The 22,233-nt window shown below is 71.9% G+C and carries 20 protein-coding genes and 1 tRNA gene; 7 read left to right on the forward strand and 14 right to left on the reverse strand.

All coding sequences use genetic code 11. The annotated features are described in order from the left end of the window. Nucleotides 1-24: 24 nt before the first annotated feature. The 6 genes from bchY to DRV85_RS11425 all read right to left on the reverse strand — a co-directional run bounded on the left by bchY (nucleotide 25) and on the right by DRV85_RS11425 (nucleotide 5,794). On the reverse strand, nucleotides 25-1,599 hold the full coding sequence (gene bchY / locus DRV85_RS11405) for a chlorophyllide a reductase subunit Y (RefSeq protein ID WP_113289600.1): 1,575 nt from the start codon (nucleotides 1,597-1,599) through the stop codon (nucleotides 25-27). Beyond that, on the reverse strand, nucleotides 1,596-1,733 hold the full coding sequence (locus DRV85_RS19185) for a hypothetical protein (RefSeq protein ID WP_158540149.1): 138 nt from the start codon (nucleotides 1,731-1,733) through the stop codon (nucleotides 1,596-1,598). The genes bchY and DRV85_RS19185 overlap by 4 nt, the downstream gene beginning before the upstream one ends. Continuing rightward, the gene (locus DRV85_RS11410) at nucleotides 1,720-2,724 is read right to left on the reverse strand and encodes a chlorophyllide a reductase iron protein subunit X (protein ID WP_113289601.1); all 1,005 of its coding nucleotides are present in this window, start codon (nucleotides 2,722-2,724) and stop codon (nucleotides 1,720-1,722) included. The genes DRV85_RS19185 and DRV85_RS11410 overlap by 14 nt, the downstream gene beginning before the upstream one ends. After that, a complete protein-coding gene (gene bchC / locus DRV85_RS11415; RefSeq protein WP_113289602.1) occupies nucleotides 2,721-3,662 on the reverse strand; it encodes a chlorophyll synthesis pathway protein BchC in 942 nt (313 codons plus the stop codon). Before bchC ends, DRV85_RS11410 begins: the two co-directional genes overlap by 4 nt. 101 nt (nucleotides 3,663-3,763) lie before the next feature. Then, complete coding sequence (locus DRV85_RS11420) at nucleotides 3,764-4,924, reverse strand: methyltransferase (protein WP_113289603.1); 1,161 nt, start codon at nucleotides 4,922-4,924, stop codon at nucleotides 3,764-3,766. Nucleotides 4,925-4,927: 3 nt separating this feature from the next. Continuing rightward, a complete protein-coding gene (locus DRV85_RS11425) occupies nucleotides 4,928-5,794 on the reverse strand; it encodes a polyprenyl synthetase family protein (protein WP_113289604.1) in 867 nt (288 codons plus the stop codon). Between the two features lie 125 nt (nucleotides 5,795-5,919). On the opposite strand from DRV85_RS11425, the gene crtD reads away from it, so the two are divergent. Both crtD and crtC read left to right on the forward strand, forming a co-directional pair. After that, the gene (crtD, locus tag DRV85_RS11430) at nucleotides 5,920-7,503 is read left to right on the forward strand and encodes a 1-hydroxycarotenoid 3,4-desaturase CrtD (protein WP_113289605.1); all 1,584 of its coding nucleotides are present in this window, start codon (nucleotides 5,920-5,922) and stop codon (nucleotides 7,501-7,503) included. Next, complete coding sequence (gene crtC, locus DRV85_RS11435; protein WP_113289768.1) at nucleotides 7,458-8,333, forward strand: carotenoid 1,2-hydratase; 876 nt, start codon at nucleotides 7,458-7,460, stop codon at nucleotides 8,331-8,333. The genes crtD and crtC overlap by 46 nt, the downstream gene beginning before the upstream one ends. Before the next feature lie 180 nt (nucleotides 8,334-8,513). On the opposite strand, the gene bchO is transcribed toward crtC, so the two are convergent. From bchO to crtA, 4 genes are read right to left on the reverse strand one after another with little or no spacing between them, the layout of a single operon-like run. Beyond that, nucleotides 8,514-9,365 carry an alpha/beta fold hydrolase BchO gene (bchO, locus tag DRV85_RS11440; protein ID WP_113289606.1) on the reverse strand — a complete coding sequence of 284 codons (852 nt, stop codon included), beginning with the start codon at nucleotides 9,363-9,365 and terminating at the stop codon, nucleotides 8,514-8,516. Then, on the reverse strand, nucleotides 9,366-11,042 hold the full coding sequence (locus DRV85_RS11445) for a magnesium chelatase subunit D (protein WP_113289607.1): 1,677 nt from the start codon (nucleotides 11,040-11,042) through the stop codon (nucleotides 9,366-9,368). Beyond that, a complete protein-coding gene (gene bchI / locus DRV85_RS11450) occupies nucleotides 11,039-12,043 on the reverse strand; it encodes a magnesium chelatase ATPase subunit I (RefSeq protein ID WP_113289608.1) in 1,005 nt (334 codons plus the stop codon). The genes DRV85_RS11445 and bchI overlap by 4 nt, the downstream gene beginning before the upstream one ends. Then, nucleotides 12,040-12,750, reverse strand: coding sequence for a spheroidene monooxygenase (gene crtA / locus DRV85_RS11455; RefSeq protein ID WP_113289609.1), 711 nt, complete (start codon nucleotides 12,748-12,750; stop codon nucleotides 12,040-12,042). Before crtA ends, bchI begins: the two co-directional genes overlap by 4 nt. Nucleotides 12,751-12,871: 121 nt before the next feature. Between crtA and DRV85_RS11460 the strand changes: the two genes are divergently transcribed. Genes DRV85_RS11460 through tspO form a run of 3 tightly spaced genes read left to right on the forward strand, consistent with a single transcriptional unit; the run spans nucleotide 12,872 to nucleotide 15,995 of the window. Further along, the gene (locus DRV85_RS11460) at nucleotides 12,872-14,416 is read left to right on the forward strand and encodes a phytoene desaturase (RefSeq protein WP_113289610.1); all 1,545 of its coding nucleotides are present in this window, start codon (nucleotides 12,872-12,874) and stop codon (nucleotides 14,414-14,416) included. After that, nucleotides 14,413-15,453, forward strand: coding sequence for a 15-cis-phytoene synthase (gene crtB, locus DRV85_RS11465; protein ID WP_113289611.1), 1,041 nt, complete (start codon nucleotides 14,413-14,415; stop codon nucleotides 15,451-15,453). Before DRV85_RS11460 ends, crtB begins: the two co-directional genes overlap by 4 nt. A 59-nt stretch (nucleotides 15,454-15,512) precedes the next feature. Continuing rightward, nucleotides 15,513-15,995 carry a tryptophan-rich sensory protein TspO gene (gene tspO, locus DRV85_RS11470; protein WP_113289612.1) on the forward strand — a complete coding sequence of 161 codons (483 nt, stop codon included), beginning with the start codon at nucleotides 15,513-15,515 and terminating at the stop codon, nucleotides 15,993-15,995. A gap of 31 nt (nucleotides 15,996-16,026) precedes the next feature. On the opposite strand, the gene DRV85_RS11475 is transcribed toward tspO, so the two are convergent. The 4 genes from DRV85_RS11475 to DRV85_RS11490 form a co-directional block, all read right to left on the reverse strand. Further along, nucleotides 16,027-16,102 (reverse strand) — tRNA-Thr (locus DRV85_RS11475). A 45-nt stretch (nucleotides 16,103-16,147) separates the two neighbouring features. After that, nucleotides 16,148-17,698 (reverse strand): heme biosynthesis protein HemY, encoded by a 1,551-nt coding sequence (locus tag DRV85_RS11480; RefSeq protein WP_113289613.1) that lies wholly within the window; start codon nucleotides 17,696-17,698, stop codon nucleotides 16,148-16,150. Between the two features lie 12 nt (nucleotides 17,699-17,710). Next, a complete protein-coding gene (locus DRV85_RS11485; RefSeq protein WP_113289614.1) occupies nucleotides 17,711-19,327 on the reverse strand; it encodes a hypothetical protein in 1,617 nt (538 codons plus the stop codon). A 63-nt stretch (nucleotides 19,328-19,390) separates the two neighbouring features. Beyond that, entirely contained in the window at nucleotides 19,391-20,119 is a 729-nt protein-coding gene (locus DRV85_RS11490) for a uroporphyrinogen-III synthase (RefSeq protein ID WP_113289615.1), read from the reverse strand. 68 nt (nucleotides 20,120-20,187) lie between these two features. On the opposite strand from DRV85_RS11490, the gene tsaD reads away from it, so the two are divergent. Together tsaD and DRV85_RS11500 are read left to right on the forward strand one after the other, a co-directional pair. Next, on the forward strand, nucleotides 20,188-21,267 hold the full coding sequence (tsaD, locus tag DRV85_RS11495; protein WP_113289616.1) for a tRNA (adenosine(37)-N6)-threonylcarbamoyltransferase complex transferase subunit TsaD: 1,080 nt from the start codon (nucleotides 20,188-20,190) through the stop codon (nucleotides 21,265-21,267). Then, on the forward strand, nucleotides 21,264-22,223 hold the full coding sequence (locus DRV85_RS11500; RefSeq protein WP_113289617.1) for an NAD(P)H-dependent glycerol-3-phosphate dehydrogenase: 960 nt from the start codon (nucleotides 21,264-21,266) through the stop codon (nucleotides 22,221-22,223). The genes tsaD and DRV85_RS11500 overlap by 4 nt, the downstream gene beginning before the upstream one ends. The last annotated feature ends 10 nt before the right edge of the window (nucleotides 22,224-22,233 follow it).

Genomic DNA, 22,233 nt, shown 5'->3' on the forward strand with positions numbered 1-22,233 from the left:
CGGGCTGGTTGCGAACCGCGGCGCTCATATCATCTGCTCCGCCTTGGCGGCGCGCGCCTGCTTCTCGAGCTTCTTGCGGTGGCGTTCCGCGAACTCGGGATGCAGGTTCGGCGCGCCTTCCCAGATGCCCGCCGTGTCGCCTTCGCCCACGCCATGGAAGAAGGCCTTCATGTGGTCCATGCGGTCCTTGTTCTCCATCGCGGCGCGCATCACCTGCTGGAGCGAGCCGGCGCCCGCCGGCCCCATCAGCGGCCGGGCGGAGATCAGGTTGGTGAAGTAGAGCGAGGGGATGGAAAGCTCCTTGGCCTTCTGCACCACGGGCGTTGTGCCGATGGCGAGGTCGGGCTTCACCGCCTCCATCGCCGCGCAGTCGTCCTCGAGGCTGGCGCGGAACTTGACCTTCGCGCCGTGCGCCTCGAGCCAGGCGGCGTCCTCCGCGCTCCAGGGCGTCTTCGGGCAGGCGGAGCCGACATAGGCCACCTCGGCGCCGCTCTCGACGAGGAGCCGCGCGACGAGAAGCTCGCTGCCCTCGTAGCCGGAAAGCGTGATCCGCCCCTCGAGCCGCGCGCCTTCCAGTGCGCCCTTGATGGCGGGAAGCACGGCATTCTGCGCCTCGGCGATCTTCTCGGCAGAGACGCCGTGCGCCTCGCCGATGGCCTTGAGCCAGCTTGCCGTGCCCTCGTAGCCCACGGGCGCAGAGCCCACGACGGGCCGGCCCGCCGCCTCGAACTCGCGGATCGCGGCGGTGTAGAAGGGATGGATAGCGGCGACCACCGAACTGTCGAGCGCGGCGTAGAGCTCGCGCCATTCGCGGCAGGGCACCACCGGCCCGGCGGCAAGACCCAGAGGGTCCAGCATCCGCCCGATCATCATCGGGTCGGCCGGGAACATCTCGCCCAGCATCGTCACCGTGGGGCGCGTCCCGCGCCCGCCCTCGGGCGCTGCGACGGGGCCGGCCTCCACCTCGGCACGGGCGTAGTTGAGCATCGCCCCGGCGAGCACGTCCTTGGCCTCGGCATGGGTCGGCACGCCGAAGCCTGGCACGTCGATGCCCACGATGCGCACGCCGTTGATCTCGTCGGGCAGCAGCCGCAGCGGCACGCCGGATGCGGTCGGCACGCAGAGGTTGGTGACCACGATCGCGTCGAAGCGCTCGGGGTCGGCCATCTCGTAGACCGCGTCGCGGATGTCCTCGAAGAGCTTGCCGGTCACCAGCGTCTCGGAACTGAAGGGCACGTAGCCCACCGAGCGCCGCGCGCCGTAGAAATGGCTCACGAAGGTGAGGCCGTAGACGCAGCAGGCCGAGCCCGAGAGCATCGTCGCCACCCGGCGCATCCGCAGCCCCACGCGGAGCGAGCCGAAGGCCGGGCACATGCTCTGCGGCTTGTCGTGCGGCCCCTGCGGATAGTCCGCGGCATACTGGTCGAGGATCTCGGACTGGCCGGCCATGCGGGCGGCCTTCTCCATCTCGGCGCCGGAATGGCAGCCAAGACCGTCCGCGCCCGTGGCCTGTGCCGCATCGCCCTGAGGCACGCTGCGGCGCTCGCCCTCGATCACCACCGCGTCCGCGGCGTCGTCGTAGCGCACCTCGTCGGTCATGCCGCCCTCCCGTCGTCGGTCGCAGCCTTGCGGATGTCCTCCATCAACCGGCGCAGCTGCTCGGGCCGGGCCGTCTCGACCAGGCGGCGAAGTTGCGCGAGGCGGATCTGTTCCTGCGGATCAGGCGTCGTCATAGATGACCTCCAGCGACTCCTTCGGCGCGGAATATTTGCCGCGCATGTCCTCGTCGGTGGCGGGTTCGAGCACGAAGTCCGCGCCGGTGTCCTTGCCGTCGAAGAGAGCGAGCAGCCCGTCCTGGCTGAGCGGCGTGGGATGCGTCGGCGGCGCGCCGGCCACGTTCTCGGCCAGCCCCGCGAAGAGGCTGCCCCATTGCGTCTCGGCGCTGCCCACGATCTCGTAGGAGGCGGACTTGCGGCGCAGGTCGTCGTCGGCCGGGATCGCGGCGAGCACGGGGATGTCCACCGCTTCGGCGAAGGCCTGCGCCTGCCCGGCGCCGTCGTCCTTGTTCACCACCATGCCGGCCACGCCGACGTTGCCGCCGAGCTTGCGGAAATACTGCACCGCCGAGCAGACGTTGTTGGCGACATAGAGGCTCTGCAGGTCGTTCGATCCGACCACAATCACCTTCTGCGCCATGTCCCGCGCGATCGGCAGGCCGAAGCCGCCGCAGACCACGTCGCCCAGGAAGTCGAGCAGGACGTAATCGAAATCCCAGTCGTGGAAGCCCAGCTTCTCCAGCAGTTCGAAACCATGGATGATGCCGCGCCCGCCGCAGCCGCGGCCCACTTCCGGCCCCCCGAGCTCCATGGCGAAGACGCCGCCGCGCTTGAAGCAGACATCGCCGATTTTCACCTCCTCGCCGGCGAGCTTCTTGGCGGTCGAGGTCTCGATGATCGTCGGACAGGCCTTGCCCCCGAAGAGCAGGCTGGTCGTGTCCGACTTGGGGTCGCATCCGATCAGCAGGACGCGCTTGCCCTGCTCGGCCATCATGTAGCTGAGATTGGCCAGCGTGAACGACTTGCCGATGCCGCCCTTGCCGTAGATCGCGATGATCTGGGTGTGTTTCGTGGGCTCCTCGGCCGGCACCTCGAGCGTCGGCTCCTGGGCGGCCTCGTCACGGAGTCGCTGGTCGAAATCCTTCAGATTCGGCACGTCGTCTTTCACGCCGCATCCTCCCAGTTGAGAATCATTTTCAGGCAGGACTCGTCCTCGAAGGCGGTCCTGTAGGCGGTCTCGGCCTGGCCGGCCGGCACTTCGTGGGTGATGAGCCCGGCGAGCGACAGCGCGCCCGACTCCACCAGCGCCCGCGTCGCGGCCAGATCCTCGCGCGCCCATTCGGCGGCAACGCGAAGGCGGGCCTCCTTCATGAAGGCGGGCGGGAAGGCGAAGCTGAGGCCCTCGGGGTAGAAGCCGGCGAGCACGACCTCGCCGCCCTTCTCGAGCCGGCCGATCAGGTCGTTGAGAATACCCGCATTGCCGGAGGCGTCGTAGATCGAGCGGTAGTCGCGCTTCGGATCGTCCTCGGGGCGGACCACTTCGTAGCCCTCCGCGCCCGTGCTGCGGCTCTTGGAGATTTCCCAGACGGTCGGCGCGGGCGCGCCGGCGGCGATGGTCAGCCGCGCCAGCAGACGGCCGAGCACCCCGTGGCCCACGATCAGATCGGGCACCCGCTTGTCGAGCCCCGCCATTGCGTGCCGCGCCGTGGCCGCGAGCGCCAGCAGCGCGCCCTCGGCGCCCCAGCCCGCGTCGATCGGTGTGACGCGGTCGGCCTGGGTGACCAGGAGATGCGCCGCGCCGCCGAAGAGGCCGAAGGCCCCGTCGAAGCAGTTCGCACCGGGCACGAAAACATGCTGGCCGGGGCGGTAGCCGGTGGCCGGGTCGGCCTCGACGATCTCGCCCGCCGCCTCGTAACCCGGCACCAGCGGATAGCCCATGCCCGGAAAGGGCGGCATCTGCCCGGTGTAGAACAGCTTTTCCGTTCCGGTGGAGATGCCGGAATGGTCGATGCGCACCACCAGGTCGCCCGAACCGGGCGCGGTGAGCGGCACTGTCCCGAGATGGAGGTCCCTGGGACCGTTCAGCAGAACGGCGGCGGTATCCATGCTCTCTCTCCCAGACCATGGCCGGTGGCGAGTCGCCCTCCGGCGTCTGTCGGTTACGCAAGTGTCAGTTTAGCTTTACACTTGCTGTTGTCAATTGTTGCTTACGACAATTCCGCCAATTCGGTCGCGGGCTTCCACGCCACAAGCGCGCTCGTCACATAAGGGCGCAGGACGGCAGGTTTTTCCGGCGCCTCGAAGCCTGCCTCACGCAGCAGGCCTGCGATCTCCTCGGCAGAGCGGGCGCGGCCAGTTCGCATCGCCATGCAGTAGAAGGCGAAATAGACATCGGTCGCGCGGTCCGGGCGGGCACCGCCGGACATCGGTTCAGACACGATGAGCCGCCCGCCCGGCGGGAGCGCGGCGAAGCACTTCGCCAGCAGATCGCGCACCGTGGCATCCTCGTGGTCGTAGAGCACCCGAATCAGCGAGATCGCATCGGCGCCCTCGGGCAGCGGCCCGTCACGGAAAGATCCGGGGTGGAAGCTCGTGCGCGCCTCCAGCCCCGCCGTGGCCATCTGCTGCCGCGCCTCGTCGACTACTTGCGGCAGGTCGACGAGCATGAGCTGGAGGTCGGGTGCCTTCGCCGCCGCGGCGCGCAGAAAGGCGCCCGTGCCCCCGCCCACGTCCATGAGCCGCCGCACGCCCTTCAGCGACACCAGTCGCAGCGTGTCCTCGGCCACCAGCGCCTGGCTCTGGGTCATCAGGTCGGAGTAGGCGTGCGCGGTGGCGGGATCGACTCCCGCATCGCCGCCGAAGACATAGGGCCAGACCTGCGCCAGCTCCGTCTCGGCCTCGCCCCGCAACAGCGCCAACGGATCGCCCATGTCGCGATAGAAGGCGCCATGATGCCGGATCATCGGCAGAAGGCCCGGCACCCCGGTGAGCGCCGCGCCTCGGGTCGTGACCGCATAGCGGCCGTCGCGCCGGCGCTTGAGCAGGCCCATGGCCGCGCCCGCCTGCAACAGCGCCTGCATTCGCTGTTCTGGAATGTCGTGCGCGCGGGCGAGCGGGGCCGCGCCCTGCGCCCCCTCCATCAGCGTCTCGATCAGGCGAAGCTCGACCAGCGCGGCCAGCGCCTGCGACTGCACGAAGCCGGCGACGAGGTCCATCAGCGCCTCACCCTCGCGCCGCACCATGCGGCGGGTCAGGGGGAAGGCCGCCGCCCAGCGCTGAAAGCCGGGGCGCGCGGCGAGGCGTGCGATGGCGGTGGACAGGCTGCGCCGCTTGTGCGGCCTGGGTCGCTCGCCCGCCACGTCGACCATACGTCAGGCCAGATGCCGGACGGCCGACGGCATGATGCGCTCGGACTGCATCCGCACCATCTGCGCGAGCGCCGCCTCGCCCTGGCAGGAGGGGATCGAGGCGATGGCGCCGGCGAGGATGTCCTTCAGCCGCTTCGCCGCGCCCTCGAGGCCCAGTTCGGCCACCGCGCTGGGCCGTCCATGCGCCGCGTCCTGACCCACCGGCTTGCCCAGTGCGTCCTCGTCCATGACCGCGTCGCGCAGGTCGTCCGCCACCTGGAAGGCCTCGCCAATCCGGTCGCCCAGCTCGAACCACGGCTCCGGCTCATGTCCCGCCGCGATCGCGCCCATCTGCGTCGCCGCGATGAAGAGCGCGCCGGTCTTGGAGCGGTGATAGGCGGCGAGGTCCACGGTCGGCTCGCTCTCCCACCCCTGGCCCGCGCAGATGCCGCCGGGCATCCCACTGCGCTGCGCCAGCGTCAGGACCAGTTGTGCGCCGCGCAGCGGCTCTTCCGCCGCCGCCCGCGCCAGCACCTCGAAGGCAAGGATGATCAGGCTGTCGCCGGTGAGCACCGCCAGAGGCTCGGAATAGGCGCGATGCACCGCGGGCTTGCCGCGCCGGATCTCGGCATCATCGAAACAGGGAAGGTCGTCGTGCACGAGGCTCGCGCAGTGGATCAGCTCCAGCGCGGCGGCGGCCGCGTCGGTCAGCGCCGGGCGGTCGTCGCCGCAGGCCAGCGCCACCGAGGTCAGGATCGTGGGCCGGATGCGCGCGCCGCCGGGCGAGGTGGCGTAGTGCAGCGCCTCGGCCAGCCGGGCGGGCGGCGTGCCCCCCTGCCCGATCGCGATGGCACGGGCCACCGCCTTGTCGATCCGCGCGAGAAGGTCCATGCGGGCGCTCCCTAGGGTTCAGTCCGCCGCGCGGGCGGGCGCTTGCGTTAATGCGTCTCTGACTCTTTACAGACGTAGTGTAAATTAGACTGGACACTTTGCCTGAGCGAGTCAACAATTCCGGCATGAGTTTCGGGAATTTCTCCGACGAGGGCGTGATCGTCGTGGGCGCGGGCATCGCGGGGCTCGCCGCGGCAGCACGCCTCGCCGCCGCCGGGCGGACCGTTACCGTGCTGGAGCGGCACGACGCGCCGGGCGGCAAGATGCGCGTGATCGACAGCGTGGCAGGCCCGGTCGATGCAGGGCCTACGGTGCTGACCATGCGGCCCGTGTTCGAAGAGCTCTTCGCCGCGCTGGGCGAACGGCTGGAGGATCACGTCACGCTGCACCGCCAGCACATCCTCGCGCGGCATTTCTGGCCGGACGGCAGCACGCTCGACCTCCACGACAGCGAAGAGGCCAGCGCCGAGGCGGTGGGCGCCTTCGCGGGCGCGCGGGCCGAGGCGCAGTTCCGCGCCTTCGCCGCCCGCGCGCGGCGGCTCTTTTCCGCCTTCGACGCGCCGATGATGCAGGCGGCGGAGCCCGCCCTGCCCCGGCTTGCCGCCACGGTCATGCGCCGGCCGCGGCTGATGGCCGACATGGCACCGCAGGCGACGCTGGCGAAGTCACTGGCGCGGCAGTTCGACGACCCGCGCCTTGCCCAGCTCTTCGGGCGCTACGCGACCTATGTCGGCGGCTCGCCCTACCGCGTGCCCGCCCTGCTCGCGCTGATCTGGGAGGCGGAGGCGCGCGGCGTCTGGGTCGTCGAAGGCGGGATGCACGCGCTTGCGCGCGCGCTGGAACGGCTGGCCGCGGCCCGCGGTGCAGAGTTCCGATACGGCGCGCATGTCGCCCGGATCGACGCGCCGGAGGGTCAGGTGCGGGCGGTCGTTCTGGAGGACGGCAAGCGCCTGCCCGCGGCACAGGTGCTCTTCAACGGCGACCCGCGCGCGCTGGCCACAGGGGCGCTGGGACCCGACGTGGCGCAGGTGGCGCCGCAGACGCGGACTGCGGGCCGCGCGCTTTCGGCGCAGGTCTGGGCCTTCGCCGCCAAGCCCGCAGGCGTAGAGCTTGCCCATCACAACGTCTTCTTTTCGACGGACTACGCGGAGGAGTGGGGATACCTTCACAGCGGCCTGCCCCCGCGCGAGCCCACGCTCTACGTCTGCGCGCAGGACCGCGGCACGCCCGCCGCGGTGCCGGCGCCCGAACGCTTCGAGATCATCGTCAACGCGCCGCCGCTGGGGCGGCCGCCGCACCCGGCCGAGGAGTATGGATCATGCAGGACGCGCACCTTCGAGACGCTGGCCCGAATGGGGCTGAGCTTCGATCCGATCCCCGGGGCGGAGAGCCTAACGACGCCCGCGGGGTTCGAGGCGCTGTTTCCAGGCTCGCTCGGGGCGCTCTACGGCCAGAGCCCGGAGGGGATGACGGCCTCGCTCGCCCGGCCACGGGCGCGGACGACGATCAAGGGGCTCTACCTCGCCGGGGGCGGCGCGCACCCGGGGGCGGGGGTGCCGATGGCGACCCTCTCCGCGAAGCACGCGGCCGAGGCGATGCTGAGCGCCCGAACTTCGACCTCGAGGTCGGGCCGAACGGCTACGCCTGGTGGTACATCGACGGCATCAGCGACGACGGCACCCGCGCCGTCTCGGTCATCGCTTTCATAGGGTCGGTCTTTTCGCCCTGGTACCGCTGGTCGGGCCGGCGCGACCCGGAAAACCACGTCTGCATCAACGTGGCCACCTACGGCCCCGGCGGGCGCTTCACCATGACCGACCGGGGGCGGCAGGCGCTGAGGACGTCGCGGGACAGCTTCCGCGTGGGGCCCTCGGCGCTGCACTGGCAGGACGGCGCGCTGGTGATCGACGTCAACGAGATCTCGTCGCTGCCGCTGGTCAGCCGCGTGCGCGGTCAGATCCGGGTGACGCCGGTGGCGATGAGCTCTGTCGAGATGCTTCTGACGCCCGACGAGTCGCATCTCTGGCGGCCCTTCGCGCCCAACGCCGACATCGAGGTGGAGCTCGAGGCGCCCGGCTGGCAATGGTCGGGCCACGGCTATTTCGACGCCAACTTCGGCACCCGCGCGCTGGAGGAGGATTTCGCCTACTGGACCTGGGGCCGCTTCCCGGCGGCGGGCGGCGCGACCTGCTTCTACGACGCGACACGGCTCGACGGCAGCACGCTCGCGCAGGCGATCCACTTCGACCACGACGGCGGCGCGCATATGGTGGAGCCGCACCCCAAGACCGAATTCCGCCGCTCGCTCTGGGCGGTGAAGCGCGAGACGCGGGCCGACCCGGGCTATCGGCCCCGGCAGGTGCTGGGGATGCTGGATGCACCGTTCTACTGCCGCTCGGCCGTCAGGACGCAGCTTGACGGCGAAGAGACCGTGGGCGTGCACGAGGCGCTCGACCTCACCCGCTTCCGCACGCGGTGGATCAAGCCGATGCTCGCCGTACGCGTGCCGCGACGGGCCGGCTGGCGGTTTCCGGACTGAGCGCCGCTCTTCCGGCCCTTGCGGGCCGTCCTCGCGGCCAAACGGACGCGAGGAGCGCCGCGAGGCGCGAGGAGCGGACGCCCCGGAGAAAGGGGGCTCTGCCCCCTCGGCCCTGCGGGCCTCACCCCCGGGATATTTGTCTCCAAGAAGAAGCACTGGACGGAGGGTGAACCGTCCGTGTCAGCCCAGGAAGCGCGCGATCTCGTCGGCCACGGCCTGCGGGTTCTCTTCGTGGGCGAGGTGGCCCAGCGCGGGCAGGTGGACGACGCGCGCGTCGGGCATCCGGGCGGCGGCGCGCTCGGAGGTGGCGGGAGGAACGGCCTGGTCCCTGTCGCCGGTTATGAAGAGCGTGGGCGCGTCGATGCCGGGCAGCATGTCGATGAGCGGGTCGATGCGCCATTGCGACATCATCTGCAGCGTGGCGTCCACATGGCTGCGGTCGCCGATCAGCCGTGCGTAGAGCTGGAGCCCCTCGTCGCCGAGCGTTGTCCCGGTCGATTCGATCAGACGCCGCGTGCGGGCGAGGCTTGCGCCGCCCAGCGTGAAGAGGTTGGCCGAGAAGGGGTTGAGCGCGAGGAGCTTGGCGAGCATCGGAAAGAGCCAGCCCGCGACGCCCTCGAAGTTGCCCAGCGCGGCGTTGATGCCGATGACCCTGGGCCGAGGGTCGAACCGGCGGGCGAGCTCCAGCGCGATGGCGCCGCCGGCGGAGTGGCCGATCACGGCCCGCGGGTGCCAGCCCTGCCCCTCCGCCAGCGCCGCGATGTCGTCCGACATCAGCGGCAGGGAGCAGCGGCTGCGGGTGCCGGCCTGCGTGAAGCCCTGCCCGGGCAGGTCGAGCGCCACGACATGCCAGCGGTCGGCGAGCCCGGGCATCAGTCCCCGCCAGCTGTGGGTCGAGGCGCCGGCGCCGTGGATCAGGAGGAGGGTGTCGCCCTTCCCCATTTCCTGCAGGTGCCAGCGGTGCGGCGGGTGGTCGATCCGGCGGGAGGCTTGCGCGTGCGGCCAGCTGGAGAGGTCGCGCGCCCAGTCCATTCAGTCCCCCAGGGCGCTCGAGATGGCGCCGGAGAGGCGGCGGGCGTCCGCGCGCGGCAGGGCGAGATAGGCGGCGCCGAGGCCGTCCGACAGGGTGCGGCCGGCGTCGCCGCGGCGTGCGGCGGTGTCGATGACCAGCGCCGGCACGCCCTGCGCACGCAGAAGGCGGGCCATGCGCGCCGCGTCCTCGGTGGCCTGCGCGCGGCCGCCGGCGCCCTCGAGCGACACGTTGGCGCGGCCGTCGGTGAGGATGGCAAGGCGGGGGGAGAGGCCGCGCCCCTGCGCCTGATGGGCGAGCAGGCCGGCGGCCTGAAGCCCGGCGGCGAGCGGCGTGCCACCGCCGCCGGGCAGGGCGGCGAGGCGGCGCTTGGTCTGGACCAGCGAGCGGGTGGGCGGCAGGAGGAGTTCGGCGCCCGCACCGCGGAAGGCGATGAGCGCCACATGGTCGCGGCGGGCGTAGGCCTCTGCCAGCAGCAGTTCGACGGCGCCCTTCGCCTCGTTCAGCCGCGTCATGGCAAGCGAGCCGGAGGCGTCCACCGTGAAGATCACCAGCCGGTCGGAGCGATCCTCGTAGCGGCGCAGGCGGATGTCGGAGGCATGGACGCGCACGCGGCCCGGGCCGGGCTCGTGCCGGCGCCGGATGGTCTGCCAGGGCGCGGCGGCGCGCAGGGTGGCGACGAGGTCCACCCGCTCGCGCCCGCCGGGACGGCCGGGGCGCGAGGGCAGCGGGCGGCCGCGACGGTTGCCGCGCCGCTTCGCGCCCGCGCCGGAGCCCCTGGCGGCGCGGCTGGCCTTGCCCTCGGCCAGCCGGGTCAGCAGGTCGGGGGGAAGCAGGGCCGCCACCGCCTCGACCAGCAGTTCCTCGGGCAGATCGCCCAGCTGGCCGTCGTCGTCGGGGGTCTCTGCCTCGGGCTCGGGCGGCTCCTGCGGCGGCGTGTCGTCCTCTTCGGGCGGCGGCTCGGGGGCTTGCGTCGCGCGGGACGGATAGACCAGCTCGGCGGCCTCGCGGATGTCGTCCTCGGCCACGGCATCGCGGCCGTCGAGCGCGGCCGCCGCACGGGCGGCACGCAGGGCGAGCAGCGGCGCGCGCAAGCTGTCGATGCCGAAGCGGGCGGCGAGCGCGGTCAGCGCGGCGGCGGCCTCGTCGGGGAGCGCGATGCGGGGCAGGCGGGCGCGGGCGGCGGCGATCGCCGCATGCGGCAGCTCGCCCCGCGCCTCGAGCCGGCCGATGCCGTCGAGGTCGGCGGTGAAGGCCAGCCTTTCGGAGAGCGGGGCGGGCGCGCGCTCATCTGCTTCGGCGCCTTCGTCGAGCAGGATCAGGCTGTGGCCCGGCGAGGCGTCGAGCAGTTGCGCGAGCCGCGCGGCAAGGTCGGGTGCGCAGCGTTCGGCCATCGGCAGGATCAGGCGGCAGGGCCGATCGGCCAGCCCGCCGGTCACCACCGGGCGGCCGGCGGCGAGCGTCGCGGTCACGTCGAGGCCGCCGTAGAGCTCGGCGTCGCCGATCTCGGGGTGGATGCGGTGTGCCTCTCCGCCGAGGTCTGCCACAAGCGCCTCGAACTTCTGCCGCACGGGGCCGACCCGGGCGCGCAGGACCATGCCGCGCAGGCCCGCCGGGTCCACTGCCAGCAGCGTCAGCGCGCGCAGCGCGCGGTCCCAGCGCGCCGCGCCCTCGCTCACGCGAGCACCTCCTCCACCACCCGCGCCACGCGGGCGCCCGAGCCCGATTCGTCCAGCGGGTCGCGGCGCAGGCGGTGCGACAGCGCCAGCGGCGCCACGCGGCGGAGATGCTGCCGCCCCAGCGCCTCCGCGCCCTCGTAGGCGGCGAGCGCGCGGCCGGCGCGCAGGAGGGTGAGTTCGCCGCGCAGCCCGTCCGCGCCCAGCGCCACGCAGAGCTGCGCGCAGTCGCGCAGGGCCTCGTCGGGCGCCTCGACCCCGCGCAGGCACTCGCGCGCGGCGAGGATGCGGTCGCGCACCCTCGCGTCCTCGGCGCCCCAATGGGCCATGAAAGCGTCGCGCTCGGTCTCGAAGGCGTCGCGGCGGCGGACCACCTCAATCCGCTCGTCGATGTCCGTGGGCGAGGCGACCTCGACCGACAGGCCGAAGCGGTCCAGGAGCTGCGGGCGCAATTCGCCCTCTTCCGGGTTGCCGGAGCCCACGAGCACGAAGCGCGCGGGGTGGCGGATGCTGAGCCCCTCGCGCTCGACCACGTTCTGGCCAGATTGCGCCACGTCGAGCAGCAGGTCGACGATGTGATCCTCGAGCAGGTTCACCTCGTCGATGTAGAGGTAGCCACGGTTGGCCTGCGCCAGCAGGCCGGGCTGAAACACCTTTTCGCCGCTCACCAGCGCGCGTTCGATGTCGAGCGCCCCGGTCACCCGGTCCTCGGTCACGCCGAGGGGCAGATCGACGACCGGCGTGGGCTTTTCCACGATCTCTTCGCCCACGCCCAGGGCCCAGTCGGGCACGGCCTCGGGCGTTTCTGCGTTCACCGGACAGCCCTGCACCACCCGGATCGGCGGAAGGAGCGCGGCCAGCGCGCGCACGGCGGTGGACTTGCCGGTGCCCCGGTCGCCGAAGACCAGCACGCCGCCCAGCCCCGGCTCGATCGCCGTGAGGATCATGGCGAGCTTCATCTGCTCCTGCCCGACGATGGCCGAGAAGGGAAAGACTGGCGTCATGCGGCGATCTCCAGGTCTGCGACGGGGTTCCGGCCCTCCCATGTGCCACGGACCGAGCGGACGCGAAAGCGGGCATAGAGCTCTTCGGAGAACCAGTCGCCCTCGCGCACGGCGCGGATCGCGCGGCCGTGCGGGCCGTTGCCGCGGGCGAAGGCGGCCATCGTGGAGGTGTCGGGCCAGATCGAGAAGGTCACCTGCCGGAACCACGGCACCTCGCCGATACCGATCTTGAAGCGCACGTTGGGGTCCGCGCCGATCACGTCGCTGATGTCCGGCCCCGCGGCCCAGAACTGCAGCGCCTTCGACGGGCGGATCGTGGCGCGGGTCAGCGCGGCGACCGGACCGGGGCGCGGCGCCTCGGTCACCTCGAAGGGTTCGCGGCCGGACCCGCGCCCGCGCACGGAGGTCGTCGTCAGGAAGACGCTCAGCGCTTCCCCGGCATGGTCGTGGTAGCGACGAAACACGGGCGCCTCGGCGGTCAGCCGCTCGGCGGTCTCAAGGTCCGGCCAGGTGGCGAGAATCGCGTAGACGCTCCAGTTCGGCCGGGGGGTGAAGCCCTCGCCCACGCCCGAGCCGCAGAGCTTCCAGAACCCGACATCCGGCAGGCGCGACATGGGCCAGCGCGCGAAGCCCATCTGCGTGAAGGCCCAGACGCGCGCGAAGCCCTTGGGAAAGCGGAAGAAACTGAGGCTGACGGTCTGCACGATCCCGCCCTCCGGCCGAAGGTGTCAGGCATGTGTTACACAACTGGGCGAGGCAGGGAAGGGGTGCAAAGGCCGCAGCATCTCGATATTGTCAACTTAGCCTGACAGGGGTAGCATTGCTGCCATGTTGACACGCCTCGATCCGAACCTCGTCGCCGGCGGCACACCCGCCGCCCCCCATGCCGTGATCGTCGGCGCCGGACTTGGCGGGCTCGCCTCCGCCATGCGTCTGGGCGCGCGGGGCTATCGCGTCACCGTGCTGGACCGGCTGGACCGCCCGGGCGGGCGCGGGTCGTCGATCGAGGCGGAGGGCCACCGCTTCGACCTCGGCCCCACGATCGTCACCGTGCCGCAGGTCTTCGAAAAGCTCTGGGCCGCCTGCGGGCGCGACTTCCACGCGGACGTGGACCTTCGCGCGCTCGATCCCTTCTACACGATCCGCTGGCCGGACGGCTCGCACTTCACCGCCCGCGCCTCGACCGAAGCGATGGTGGAGGAGGTGCGCCGCCTCTCGCCCGGCGACATGAAGGGCTACCTGCGCTTTCTGAAGGACGCCGAGCGGCGCTACGTCGTGGGATACGAGGGGATGGTGGCCGAGCCGATGCACCGGCTCTGGGACACGGTGAAGGTCTTGCCGGAATTCGGCGTGCTGCGCGCCGACCGCTCGATTCTGGGCCTGGCCCGCGCGCGAGTGAAGGATGAGCGGCTACGCATGGCGCTGTCGTTCCATCCGCTGTTCATCGGCGGCGACCCGATGCACGTCACCTCGATGTATGCGCTGGTCAGCCACCTGGAGAAGGAATTCGGCGTGCATTACGCCATCGGCGGGGTGCAGGCGATCGCGGATGCCATGGCCAAGGTGGTCGAGGATCAGGGCGGTCTGATCCGCTACGGGGCCGAGGCCGACGAGATCGTGATCGACAAGGGCCGGGCAGCGGGCGTGCGGCTGACCGACGGAGAGGTGCTGCCCGCCTCGGTCGTCGTGTCGAACGCGGACGCGGGGCACACCTACACAAGGTTGCTGCGCAACGCGCCGAAGCGCCGCTGGTCCGACCGCAAGCTGACCTCGCGGCGCTGGTCCATGGGCCTTTTCGTCTGGTATTTCGGAACGAAGGGCACCGCCGGCATGTGGCCAGACGCGGGGCACCACACGATCCTGTCGGGGCCGCGCTACGAAGGCCTCCTGCGCGACATCTTCCTGCGCGGGCACCTTGCCGACGACATGAGCCTTTACCTCCATCGCCCCTCGGTCACCGATCCAACCGTGGCGCCTGAAGGCGGCGACACCTTCTATGTCCTCTCCCCCGTGCCGCACCTTGGCCACGCGAACCCGGTGGACTGGGCCGCGATGCGCGACAGCTACCGCGCGAAGGTGGCCGCCGAGCTCCAGCGGATCATTCCCGGCTTCGAGGATCACCTATCGGCCGAGCTCATCTACACGCCGGAGGATTTCCGCGACCGCTATCTCTCGCCGCTGGGCTGCGGCTTCTCGATCGAGCCGCGCACCCTGCAAAGCGCCTGGTTCCGGCCCCACAACGTCAGCGAGGAGGCCGAGGGCCTCTATCTCGCCGGCGCGGGGACGCATCCCGGGGCGGGGCTGCCGGGGGTCGTCTCTTCGGCGGAGGTGCTCGACAAGATGGTGCCCGACCCCGCGGAGGTGCCTGCGTGATCGCCCCGGGCGACCTCGACCACTGCACGCAGGCGATCCGCCACGGCTCGCGCAGCTTCCACGCGGCCTCGCACCTTCTGCCGCGCGACGTGCGGGACCATGCCCTCGCGCTCTACGCTTTCTGCCGGCTCGCCGACGACAAGGTGGACCTTCAGGAGGCGAAGGCCGCCGCGGTGGACGACCTTCAGGAGCGCCTGGCGCTGGCCTACGAGGGCCGGCCGCGCAACGCGCCCACCGACCGCGCCTTCGCGGCGATGGTCGAGACGGTCGAGATGCCCCGCGCGCTGCCCGAGGCGCTGCTGGAAGGCCTCGCCTGGGACGCGCTGGAGCGGCGTTACGCCACGCTGTCGGAGCTGCGCGCCTATTCGGCGCGCGTGGCCTCGGCCGTGGGCGCGATGATGTGCGTTCTGATGGGCGTGCGCGAGCGCGGCGCACTCGCCCGGGCCTGCGACCTGGGCGTGGCGATGCAACTCACGAACATCGCCCGCGACGTGGGCGAGGACGCGCGCGAGGGTCGGCTCTACCTGCCGCTCGACTGGATGGGCGGCGCGGGGATCGAGCCTGACGCCTTTCTTGCCGCCCCGCGCCCCTCGCCGCCCCTGCGCGCGCTGGTGCGGCGGCTGCTCCGCGAAGCGGACACGCTTTATGCCCGCTCGGAAGCGGGTGTGAAGCGGCTGCCGCTGCGCGCCCGCCCCGGCATTTTCGCCGCGCGCTACATCTATGCCGGGATCAACGGCCGCATCGCCGCGACGGGGCATGACAGCGTGACCGGCCGCGCGATCACCTCGAAGGGTCAGAAACTCGGCTGGCTCGGCCTCGCGATCCTGCGCAGTTCGGCGACGCTGCTGATGCCAGTCTCCCCCCTGCTCTACGCCCGCCCGCTGCCCGAAACGGCCTTTCTCGTCGAGGCCGCGGCAGCGCCGGAGGCGCCGGCCGGAGACTGGTCCGACAAGCTCTATGCGACCCTCGCCCGCGCCAAGGCGCATGAACTGGAGCGGCGCAGCGGGCTGATACAAGGCGCGCGCCGCGCGGGTTGAACGCGCCGCGCACAGCACCGCACCTTGATGCAGGCCGGCTGGCGGGCTAGCTCACTGCAATGGACTGGGTGATCTTCGCGATCCTTCTGGCCGCGTGTTTCGGGGCCGGTTCCACGGGCGGCCTGTTTCCGCCCGGGCCGTGGTATCGCGAACTGAAAAAGCCGGTCTGGACGCCGCCCGACTGGCTCTTCCCCGTGGCCTGGACAACGCTCTATCTGTGCATGGCCGCCGCCGGCGCACTGGCGGCCTCGCAGCCGGGGGGACAACTGGCGCTCGCGCTCTGGGGGCTGCAGATCGCGCTCAACGGGCTCTGGACTCCGGTCTTCTTCGGCCTGCGGCGAATCCGCCTGGGAATGGGCGTTCTGGCCGCGCTCTGGCTCGCAGTCCTCGCCACGATGCTCGCCCTGTGGCAGGTCGATTGGCGGGCGGGCGCCCTCTTCATGCCCTATCTCGTCTGGGTGACGCTGGCCGGAGCGCTGAACCTGTCGGTCTGGCGGCTCAATCCGGAGGTGGCGGCGAACCCGCCGGAGATGCCCCGCTAGCCTTGCGCCTCGGCGACGGGTTGGCGCGAAGTGGTGCCGCAGAAGGGACTCGAACCCCCGACCCCATCATTACGAATGACGTGCTCTACCAGCTGAGCTACTGCGGCCCTGTGCCGGCGGCATTTAGCACCGCTCGCAACGGGGCGAAAGACCTAAGTTGAGCGGGCGGGCGCCTCGGCGTCGCGCTCCTCGGCGGGTTCCGGTTCGGCCTCGGCGGCGCTGTCCGCGTCTTGTTCTTGCGCTTCGGCGTCGTCCGTCGCGGCCTGTCCGGCGGCATCCTCGGTCGGTGGGGCACTCTCCCCGGCCTCGACGGATCCCGCGGCACCGCGCGGCGCGACCACGAGCGGCAGCATCGCCGTGCCCGCGGGGGAGCTGACCTCCTGCGAGGCCGGCCGGGTCCAGGCGAGCGTGTCGAAGGCGCCGCAGTTCTCGCAGACCGGCGTCCATTCGGGATGGATGGCGTTGCAGTTCTCGCAGATCCATTGCGGCCCCCGCGGAGCCGTGACCGCCCGGGCGAGCCAGCCCTGCACGACCGCGTCCGAGGCGCCCTCGCCCCGCTCGATCGCGGCCATGATGGTGAGCACGCGGACGTCTGGATCCGTCTCGACGAGATCGCCCAGAGCGCGCCGGGCGGCCGGGAAATCCTCGGCCGCGATGTTGAGCTCCGCCATCACGAGCTTCGATTCACGGTGATCGGGCTGCGCCTTCACCAGCGTCTGGAACCGCTTGAGACGCGTCTGGGGCGATTCGTCGGGATGGATCTCGGCGAAGGCGGCCGCGAGTTCGGGATGCGGTTGCGCGGCCCATGCCTTGGTGATGATGCGGGCGGCATTCTTCGCCTTGCCCTGCTCGATGTAGCCTCGGGCGGCCATCACTGCGGCGGGGATCAGGTCGGGCGACAGGCGGTTCGCCTCGATCGCGGCCTCACGCGCCTTGATGTCGTTGCCCTCGTCGATAACGTCCTTCGCCTCCGAGACCGCGAGCACCGCGTCGCGGCGCTTGTGCACGTCGCGCGGCAGCGCGCCCTGCTTCAGCTTGGCCGAGAGCGTCTTGCGCGCGCCGGCCCAGTCGTGCGCGCCGGCCTGAAGCTTCAGCAGCAGATCCTGCGTCTCCTCGTGTTTCGGTTTCAGCGCGAAGGCGCGCTGCGCGAGTTGCAGCGCGGTCTCGGTGTCGCCTTCGGCGAGCTTCTGCTTCATCAGCCCGCGGACGCCCACGAAGCGCGTGCGGTCGTCCTCGACCAGCTTGCGATAGACCTGCTCGGCGGTCTTGTGATCGCCGCTCGCCTCGGCGGCCTGCGCGGTGATCAGGTTCGTCAGTTCCGGGCGGTTGAGGTGCTTGCCCGCCTTGCGGGCCTCGACCATCGCGGTCTTGCCGTCGCCTGCGGCGAGCGCGTTGAGCGACTCGGTCAGCTCCTTCAGGCCCTTGCGCTCGCGGTTGCGGTCGAAATAGCGGCTGAGCGCCGTTTCGTCGCCGTTGATGAAACGCAGCGTGGCGATCAGCAGCGACAACAGCTTCAGCACGAGCCAGAGCGCCACAAGCAGCACCACGAGCGCGATCGCCGATTCCAGCGGGCCGAGCGTGAACTCGGTCTGCGCGACGATGATCTGCACGCCGCCCTCGGCTTCCATCAGCCAGAGCGCGCCGTAGGCGATCGCCGCCACGGCGGCCACGAAGAACAGGATCTTCAGCAAGGACCAGAGCATTTAGGCGAACCCCTATTCTTCGTTGAGCGTCTGGGCGAGCGAGTCGGCCGCCGTCTTCGCCTCGTGGCGCAGGCGCGCCGCCGAGGTCCATTCCGCCATTTCGGACTGCGCTGTCTCGGGCAGCGCCGCAATCTCGTCGAGAGCGCGGCCAAGCTCGCCCGCGCGCAGCGCCGCCTCGGCGCGGGAGAGGATCGCGTCTGGATCGTCGCCCTCGCGCGGAGCGACCGAGCGGGCCCCGAGTCGATCGCGCAGGAAGGCGGTGACGCGGGCGCCTGGTTCCTCGGCCGCGAGGTCTTCGGCATCGCGCGCCGCGGCGAGCGCGCTGCGCGCCGCCTCGGGGAAGCGATCGCGCAGTTCCGCGAGCGTGGCGACGCCATCGGCGGCCGGTGCGGCGAGCGCCTCCGGCACGGCCCCCTCGAGCGCGGCGTCGAGCGCGCCCAGTTCCTCGGCGTAGGGCTCGCCCGCATCGAGTGCGACGACCAGTTGCGAGAGAGCGGAAAGCGCCTCGGCCCGGCGCGCCGCTTCGGCGGCCTGCTCCTCGCGCGACATCGCGTCTGCGGCGATCTCTTCGATCTCGGCGCGCTGCTCGGCCACCTGATCCATCAGCGCCTGAAGCTCGCGCTCATAGGCTGCGATCGCCTCTTGCGAAACGGCGGCCTCCATGGGGCGCTTCTCCAGTTCGGAAAGCCGCGCCTCGATGTCGGAGAGCTGGCCGCCCGTCGAGGCCGCAAGGTCGTCCACCCGGGTCGAGAGCGCGCCCAGGTCGGAGCCGACCGTGTCGAGCCGCTCCGTTATCGGGGTCAGATCCGGCTGCGCGTCTGCAAGCTGCGACTGAAGCTGGTCGATGCGCGCTGCCTGAGCATCCAGCGCAGTCTGCACCTCGGTCCGGAAATCGGGGCCCGCCGTGCCCGGAAAAGGCCAGCCCTCCGGCACGACGTAGCGCGCGGCGGCGAAGCCCAGAACGGCCGCCAGGATGCCGCCCAGCAGCGCGGGAACGAAGCCGCCGCGGCGCACCACGACCTCGCGCTGGGGCGGCTCGCGCCCGCCGGCGCCCGTCTCGGCCCTGCGTTCGGCCGCACTGTCGGCCACCGCGCCTCCCGCTGTCGCGGCGGCGGTGGCGCCGGCGCTTGCGGCCCAGGGGGCGGGTTGCGCGGGCTCTGCCGCCGCATCTGCGCCCTCTTCGCCGACGTCGCGATCTTGCATGCCGGATGCCGAGGCATCCTCCTCCGCGGAGCGCGGCGCCGCTTCGTAATCGGCGAAGGACGGATCGTCCACGGCCGCGTCGGGCTGCGCCTCGACCGCGGAGGCGCCATCATCCTGCGGCGCCTGCGCTTCCGGCGCGGTGGCATCCCCGGCCTCGGGGTGCTCGCCGGGTTCGGCCTCGACGGAGGCGGCACCCGACTCCGTTTCTTCTGCTGGCGTGGTGTCTTCGGACCCCGCCGCTTGCGTGTCTTCCGCCGGCTCGGGCTCCAGGGGTGCTTCGGGTGCCTCGGCCTGCGAGGTGGGCTCGGCGCCCTCGTCCTCGGCCGGTTGCTGACCGTCCTGCGCCTTTCGATCGGGGTCGTCGCGGGGCGTCTCCGGATCCGGTTCGGACTCGTCAGGGCTCTTGGGTTTGTCCTGATCCGCCACGTTGTCGCCCCTTTCGATTCTGACGCGGCCGCTCCGCCGCCGGTGGGAAGCTTACCTGCGGGGTTACGGACCCTCAAGCCACGCGGCGTGGTCGAGCAGCGCGGAGACGGCGGCGAGCATCGCCGGCGCGTCCGGGCGATCGGCCACGACGAGCCTTTGCGCGGGCAGATGGGCCACCTCGTCCGCCACGGCTGCGCTCAGCGCCGCGAGCAGAAGCGGCGCGCGCCCGCCGTGCTGCGCGGCGAACTGCGCCGCCGTTCGCGGCGAAAAAAGCGGCACGATCACCGGCGCGTCCCGGTCGAGGCGATGCCGCGCGGCATCCCCCAGCGGCAACAGGATCTGGCGGTAGAGCACGGCCTCCTGGGCGTCGAGCCCCGCCGCGCGCAGCCGCTGCGCGACGCCGCCGCGAGCATGTTCGCCGCGTACATGCAGCAGACAGCCTGACGGGTGCGCGGCCTCGATCTCGGAAATCAGGGCGCGCGCATCGCCGCCGGCAGCGCGGGGCTTCATCCCGGCGCGGCGCGCCGCCTCCGCCGTCGCAGCGCCCACTGTCCAGGCGGGGCGGTCGCGCGGCCCGCCCGCCGCGGCATAGGCGCGCACGCCGTTCGCAGAGGTGAAAATGAGCGCCCTGACCTCTGCCATCTCGGGCAGCCTGCCGGCGTAATCCACCCGCATCAGCGGCGCGACCAGCACCTCGGGCATCCGGTCGCCCAGCACGCCGCGAAGCTGCGCCGCGAAGCGGTCCGACGCCTCGGCCGGACGGGTGAGCAGGAGCGTGGGGGCGTCGGGCATGCTGGGCGGGATTGTGAGGCCGCCCGGCGGGTGGTAGCAAGAGCCTTTCCCGACAGCCGGTGCGACCGATGGGCGAGACGCTGACCATACTCGGGCTGGAGAGCAGCTGCGACGACACCGCCGCCGCCGTGGTCCGTCAAGGGGCTGCGGGAACCGAGATCCTGTCCTCGGTCGTGCTTGGACAGTCGGATCTGCATGCGGCCTTTGGCGGCGTGGTTCCCGAAATCGCCGCGCGCGCCCATGCCGAGAAGCTCGACATCGCCGTGCGCCGGGCGCTCGAGACCGCCGGCGTGACGCTCGCCCGGATCGATGCGATCGCCGTGACGGCGGGGCCGGGACTGATCGGCGGCGTGCTCGCGGGCGTTATGCTGGCCAAGGGGATCGCGGCGGGCGCGGGCCTGCCGCTGATCGGGGTAAACCATCTGGCGGCGCACGCGCTGACGCCGCGTCTCACGCACGCTCTGCCCTATCCCTACCTGATGCTGCTCGTCTCTGGCGGCCACTGTCAGTTGCTGACGGTGCGCGGCCCGGAGGCCTTCACAAGGCTGGGCGGCACGATCGACGACGCGCCGGGCGAAGCCTTCGACAAGGTGGCGCGGCTGCTGGGCCTGCCCCAGCCCGGCGGCCCCGCGGTCGAGCGCGAGGCCGCGGCGGGTTGCGCCACGCGCTTCGCCCTGCCCCGTCCGCTGCTGGACAGGCCGGGTTGCGACCTCTCCTTCTCGGGACTGAAGACCGCGGTCCTGCGCCAGCGCGACATGCTGATCGCCGAACAGGGCGGGCTCACGCGTCAGGACCGCGCCGACCTCTGCGCGGCGTTTCAGGCCGCGGTGGCCGAGGTTCTGGCGGAAAAGACCCGCCGCGCGCTCGCGGCCTCCGCTGCACCGGCCCTCGCGGTGGCCGGCGGAGTCGCGGCCAACGCCGCGATCCGCGCCGCGCTCGAGCGGGTCGCGGAGGACGCGGGCGCCGCCCATGTCGCGCCGCCGCTGCGTCTGTGCACCGACAACGCCGCCATCGTCGCCTATGCGGGCGCGGAACTTTTCCGGGCGGGTCGGCATGACGGGATGGACCTCGCCGCGCGGCCGCGCTGGCCGCTCGATTCCGCGCAACCGGCGCTGATCGGAGGCGGACGAAAGGGAGCCAAGGCATGAGTGTCGGCATCCTGGGGGCCGGCGCCTTCGGCACGGCGCTCGGCATCGTGCTCGCGCGGTCCGGGCGCGAGGTGGTTCTCTGGGCACGGGAGGGCGCGGAAGCCATGCAAGGCGCGCGCGAGAACATCCGGCGTCTGCCCGGGTATGGCTTTCCCGATGGTCTGCGCGTCACCGATCAGGCGCGGGACGCCACGGCGGCCGAGACCGTCCTGCTCGCGGTGCCGATGCAGAGCCTGCGCGAACTGCTCGAGGCGGAGGCGGCCGGCCTGCGCGCGACCAGCCCCGTGGCCTGCTGCAAGGGGGTGGAGCTCGGCACCACGCTGGGCCCCGCCGGCGTGGTGACCGACGTGCTGCCCGGCGTGACGCCCGCGATCCTCACGGGCCCCTCCTTCGCGCGCGACATCGCCGCGGGCCTGCCCACCGCGCTCACGCTCGCCTGCGGCGACCCGGCCCTCGGGAGGAGCCTGCAGGCGCGGCTGGCGACGCCGACCGTGCGACTCTACCGATCCGAGGATGTGACCGGCGCGGAACTGGGCGGCGCGCTGAAGAACGTGATCGCCATCGCCTGCGGCGCCGCGATGGGCGCGGGACTGGGGGAAAGCGCCCGCGCGGCGCTGATGACGCGGGGTTTCGCCGAGATGAACCGCATGGCGCTCGCGCTGGGTGCGGAGGTCACGACGCTGGCGGGGCTCTCGGGCTTCGGCGACCTGGCCCTGACCTGCACCTCGGAGGGCTCGCGCAACTACCGCTTCGGTCTCGCGCTGGGGCGGGGGGAGACGTGGTCCTCGGGCGACACGGTGGAGGGCGCGCCGACCGCGCGCGCGGTGGCGGACCGCGGCCGCGCGCTGGGGGTGGAGATGCCGATCACCTCGGCCGTCGTCGCGCTGCTTGACGGGCGCATGAAGCTGGGAGATGCCATGGACATGCTGCTCGCGCGACCATTGCGCGAGGAATGAGGGACGAGCG

Origin of the sequence: Rhodosalinus halophilus, assembly GCF_003298775.1 — a bacterium.
Lineage (GTDB): Bacteria > Pseudomonadota > Alphaproteobacteria > Rhodobacterales > Rhodobacteraceae > Rhodosalinus > Rhodosalinus halophilus.

Excerpts from the sequence above, each read along its gene's own strand:
- bchY (WP_113289600.1), bottom strand. The coding sequence starts at position 1,599 with ATGACCGACGAGGTGCGCTACGACGACGCCGCGGACGCGGTGGTGATC.
- bchI (WP_113289608.1), bottom strand. The coding sequence starts at position 12,043 with ATGACGCCAGTCTTTCCCTTCTCGGCCATCGTCGGGCAGGAGCAGATG.
- DRV85_RS11460 (WP_113289610.1), top strand. The coding sequence starts at position 12,872 with ATGTTGACACGCCTCGATCCGAACCTCGTCGCCGGCGGCACACCCGCC.
- bchO (WP_113289606.1), bottom strand. The coding sequence starts at position 9,365 with ATGGACTGGGCGCGCGACCTCTCCAGCTGGCCGCACGCGCAAGCCTCC.
- tsaD (WP_113289616.1), top strand. The coding sequence starts at position 20,188 with ATGGGCGAGACGCTGACCATACTCGGGCTGGAGAGCAGCTGCGACGAC.
- DRV85_RS11490 (WP_113289615.1), bottom strand. The coding sequence starts at position 20,119 with ATGCCCGACGCCCCCACGCTCCTGCTCACCCGTCCGGCCGAGGCGTCG.
- DRV85_RS19185 (WP_158540149.1), bottom strand. The coding sequence starts at position 1,733 with ATGACGACGCCTGATCCGCAGGAACAGATCCGCCTCGCGCAACTTCGC.
- DRV85_RS11480 (WP_113289613.1), bottom strand. The coding sequence starts at position 17,698 with ATGCTCTGGTCCTTGCTGAAGATCCTGTTCTTCGTGGCCGCCGTGGCG.
- bchC (WP_113289602.1), bottom strand. The coding sequence starts at position 3,662 with ATGGATACCGCCGCCGTTCTGCTGAACGGTCCCAGGGACCTCCATCTC.
- tspO (WP_113289612.1), top strand. The coding sequence starts at position 15,513 with ATGGACTGGGTGATCTTCGCGATCCTTCTGGCCGCGTGTTTCGGGGCC.
- DRV85_RS11425 (WP_113289604.1), bottom strand. The coding sequence starts at position 5,794 with ATGGACCTTCTCGCGCGGATCGACAAGGCGGTGGCCCGTGCCATCGCG.
- crtD (WP_113289605.1), top strand. The coding sequence starts at position 5,920 with ATGAGTTTCGGGAATTTCTCCGACGAGGGCGTGATCGTCGTGGGCGCG.
- DRV85_RS11500 (WP_113289617.1), top strand. The coding sequence starts at position 21,264 with ATGAGTGTCGGCATCCTGGGGGCCGGCGCCTTCGGCACGGCGCTCGGC.
- DRV85_RS11420 (WP_113289603.1), bottom strand. The coding sequence starts at position 4,924 with ATGGTCGACGTGGCGGGCGAGCGACCCAGGCCGCACAAGCGGCGCAGC.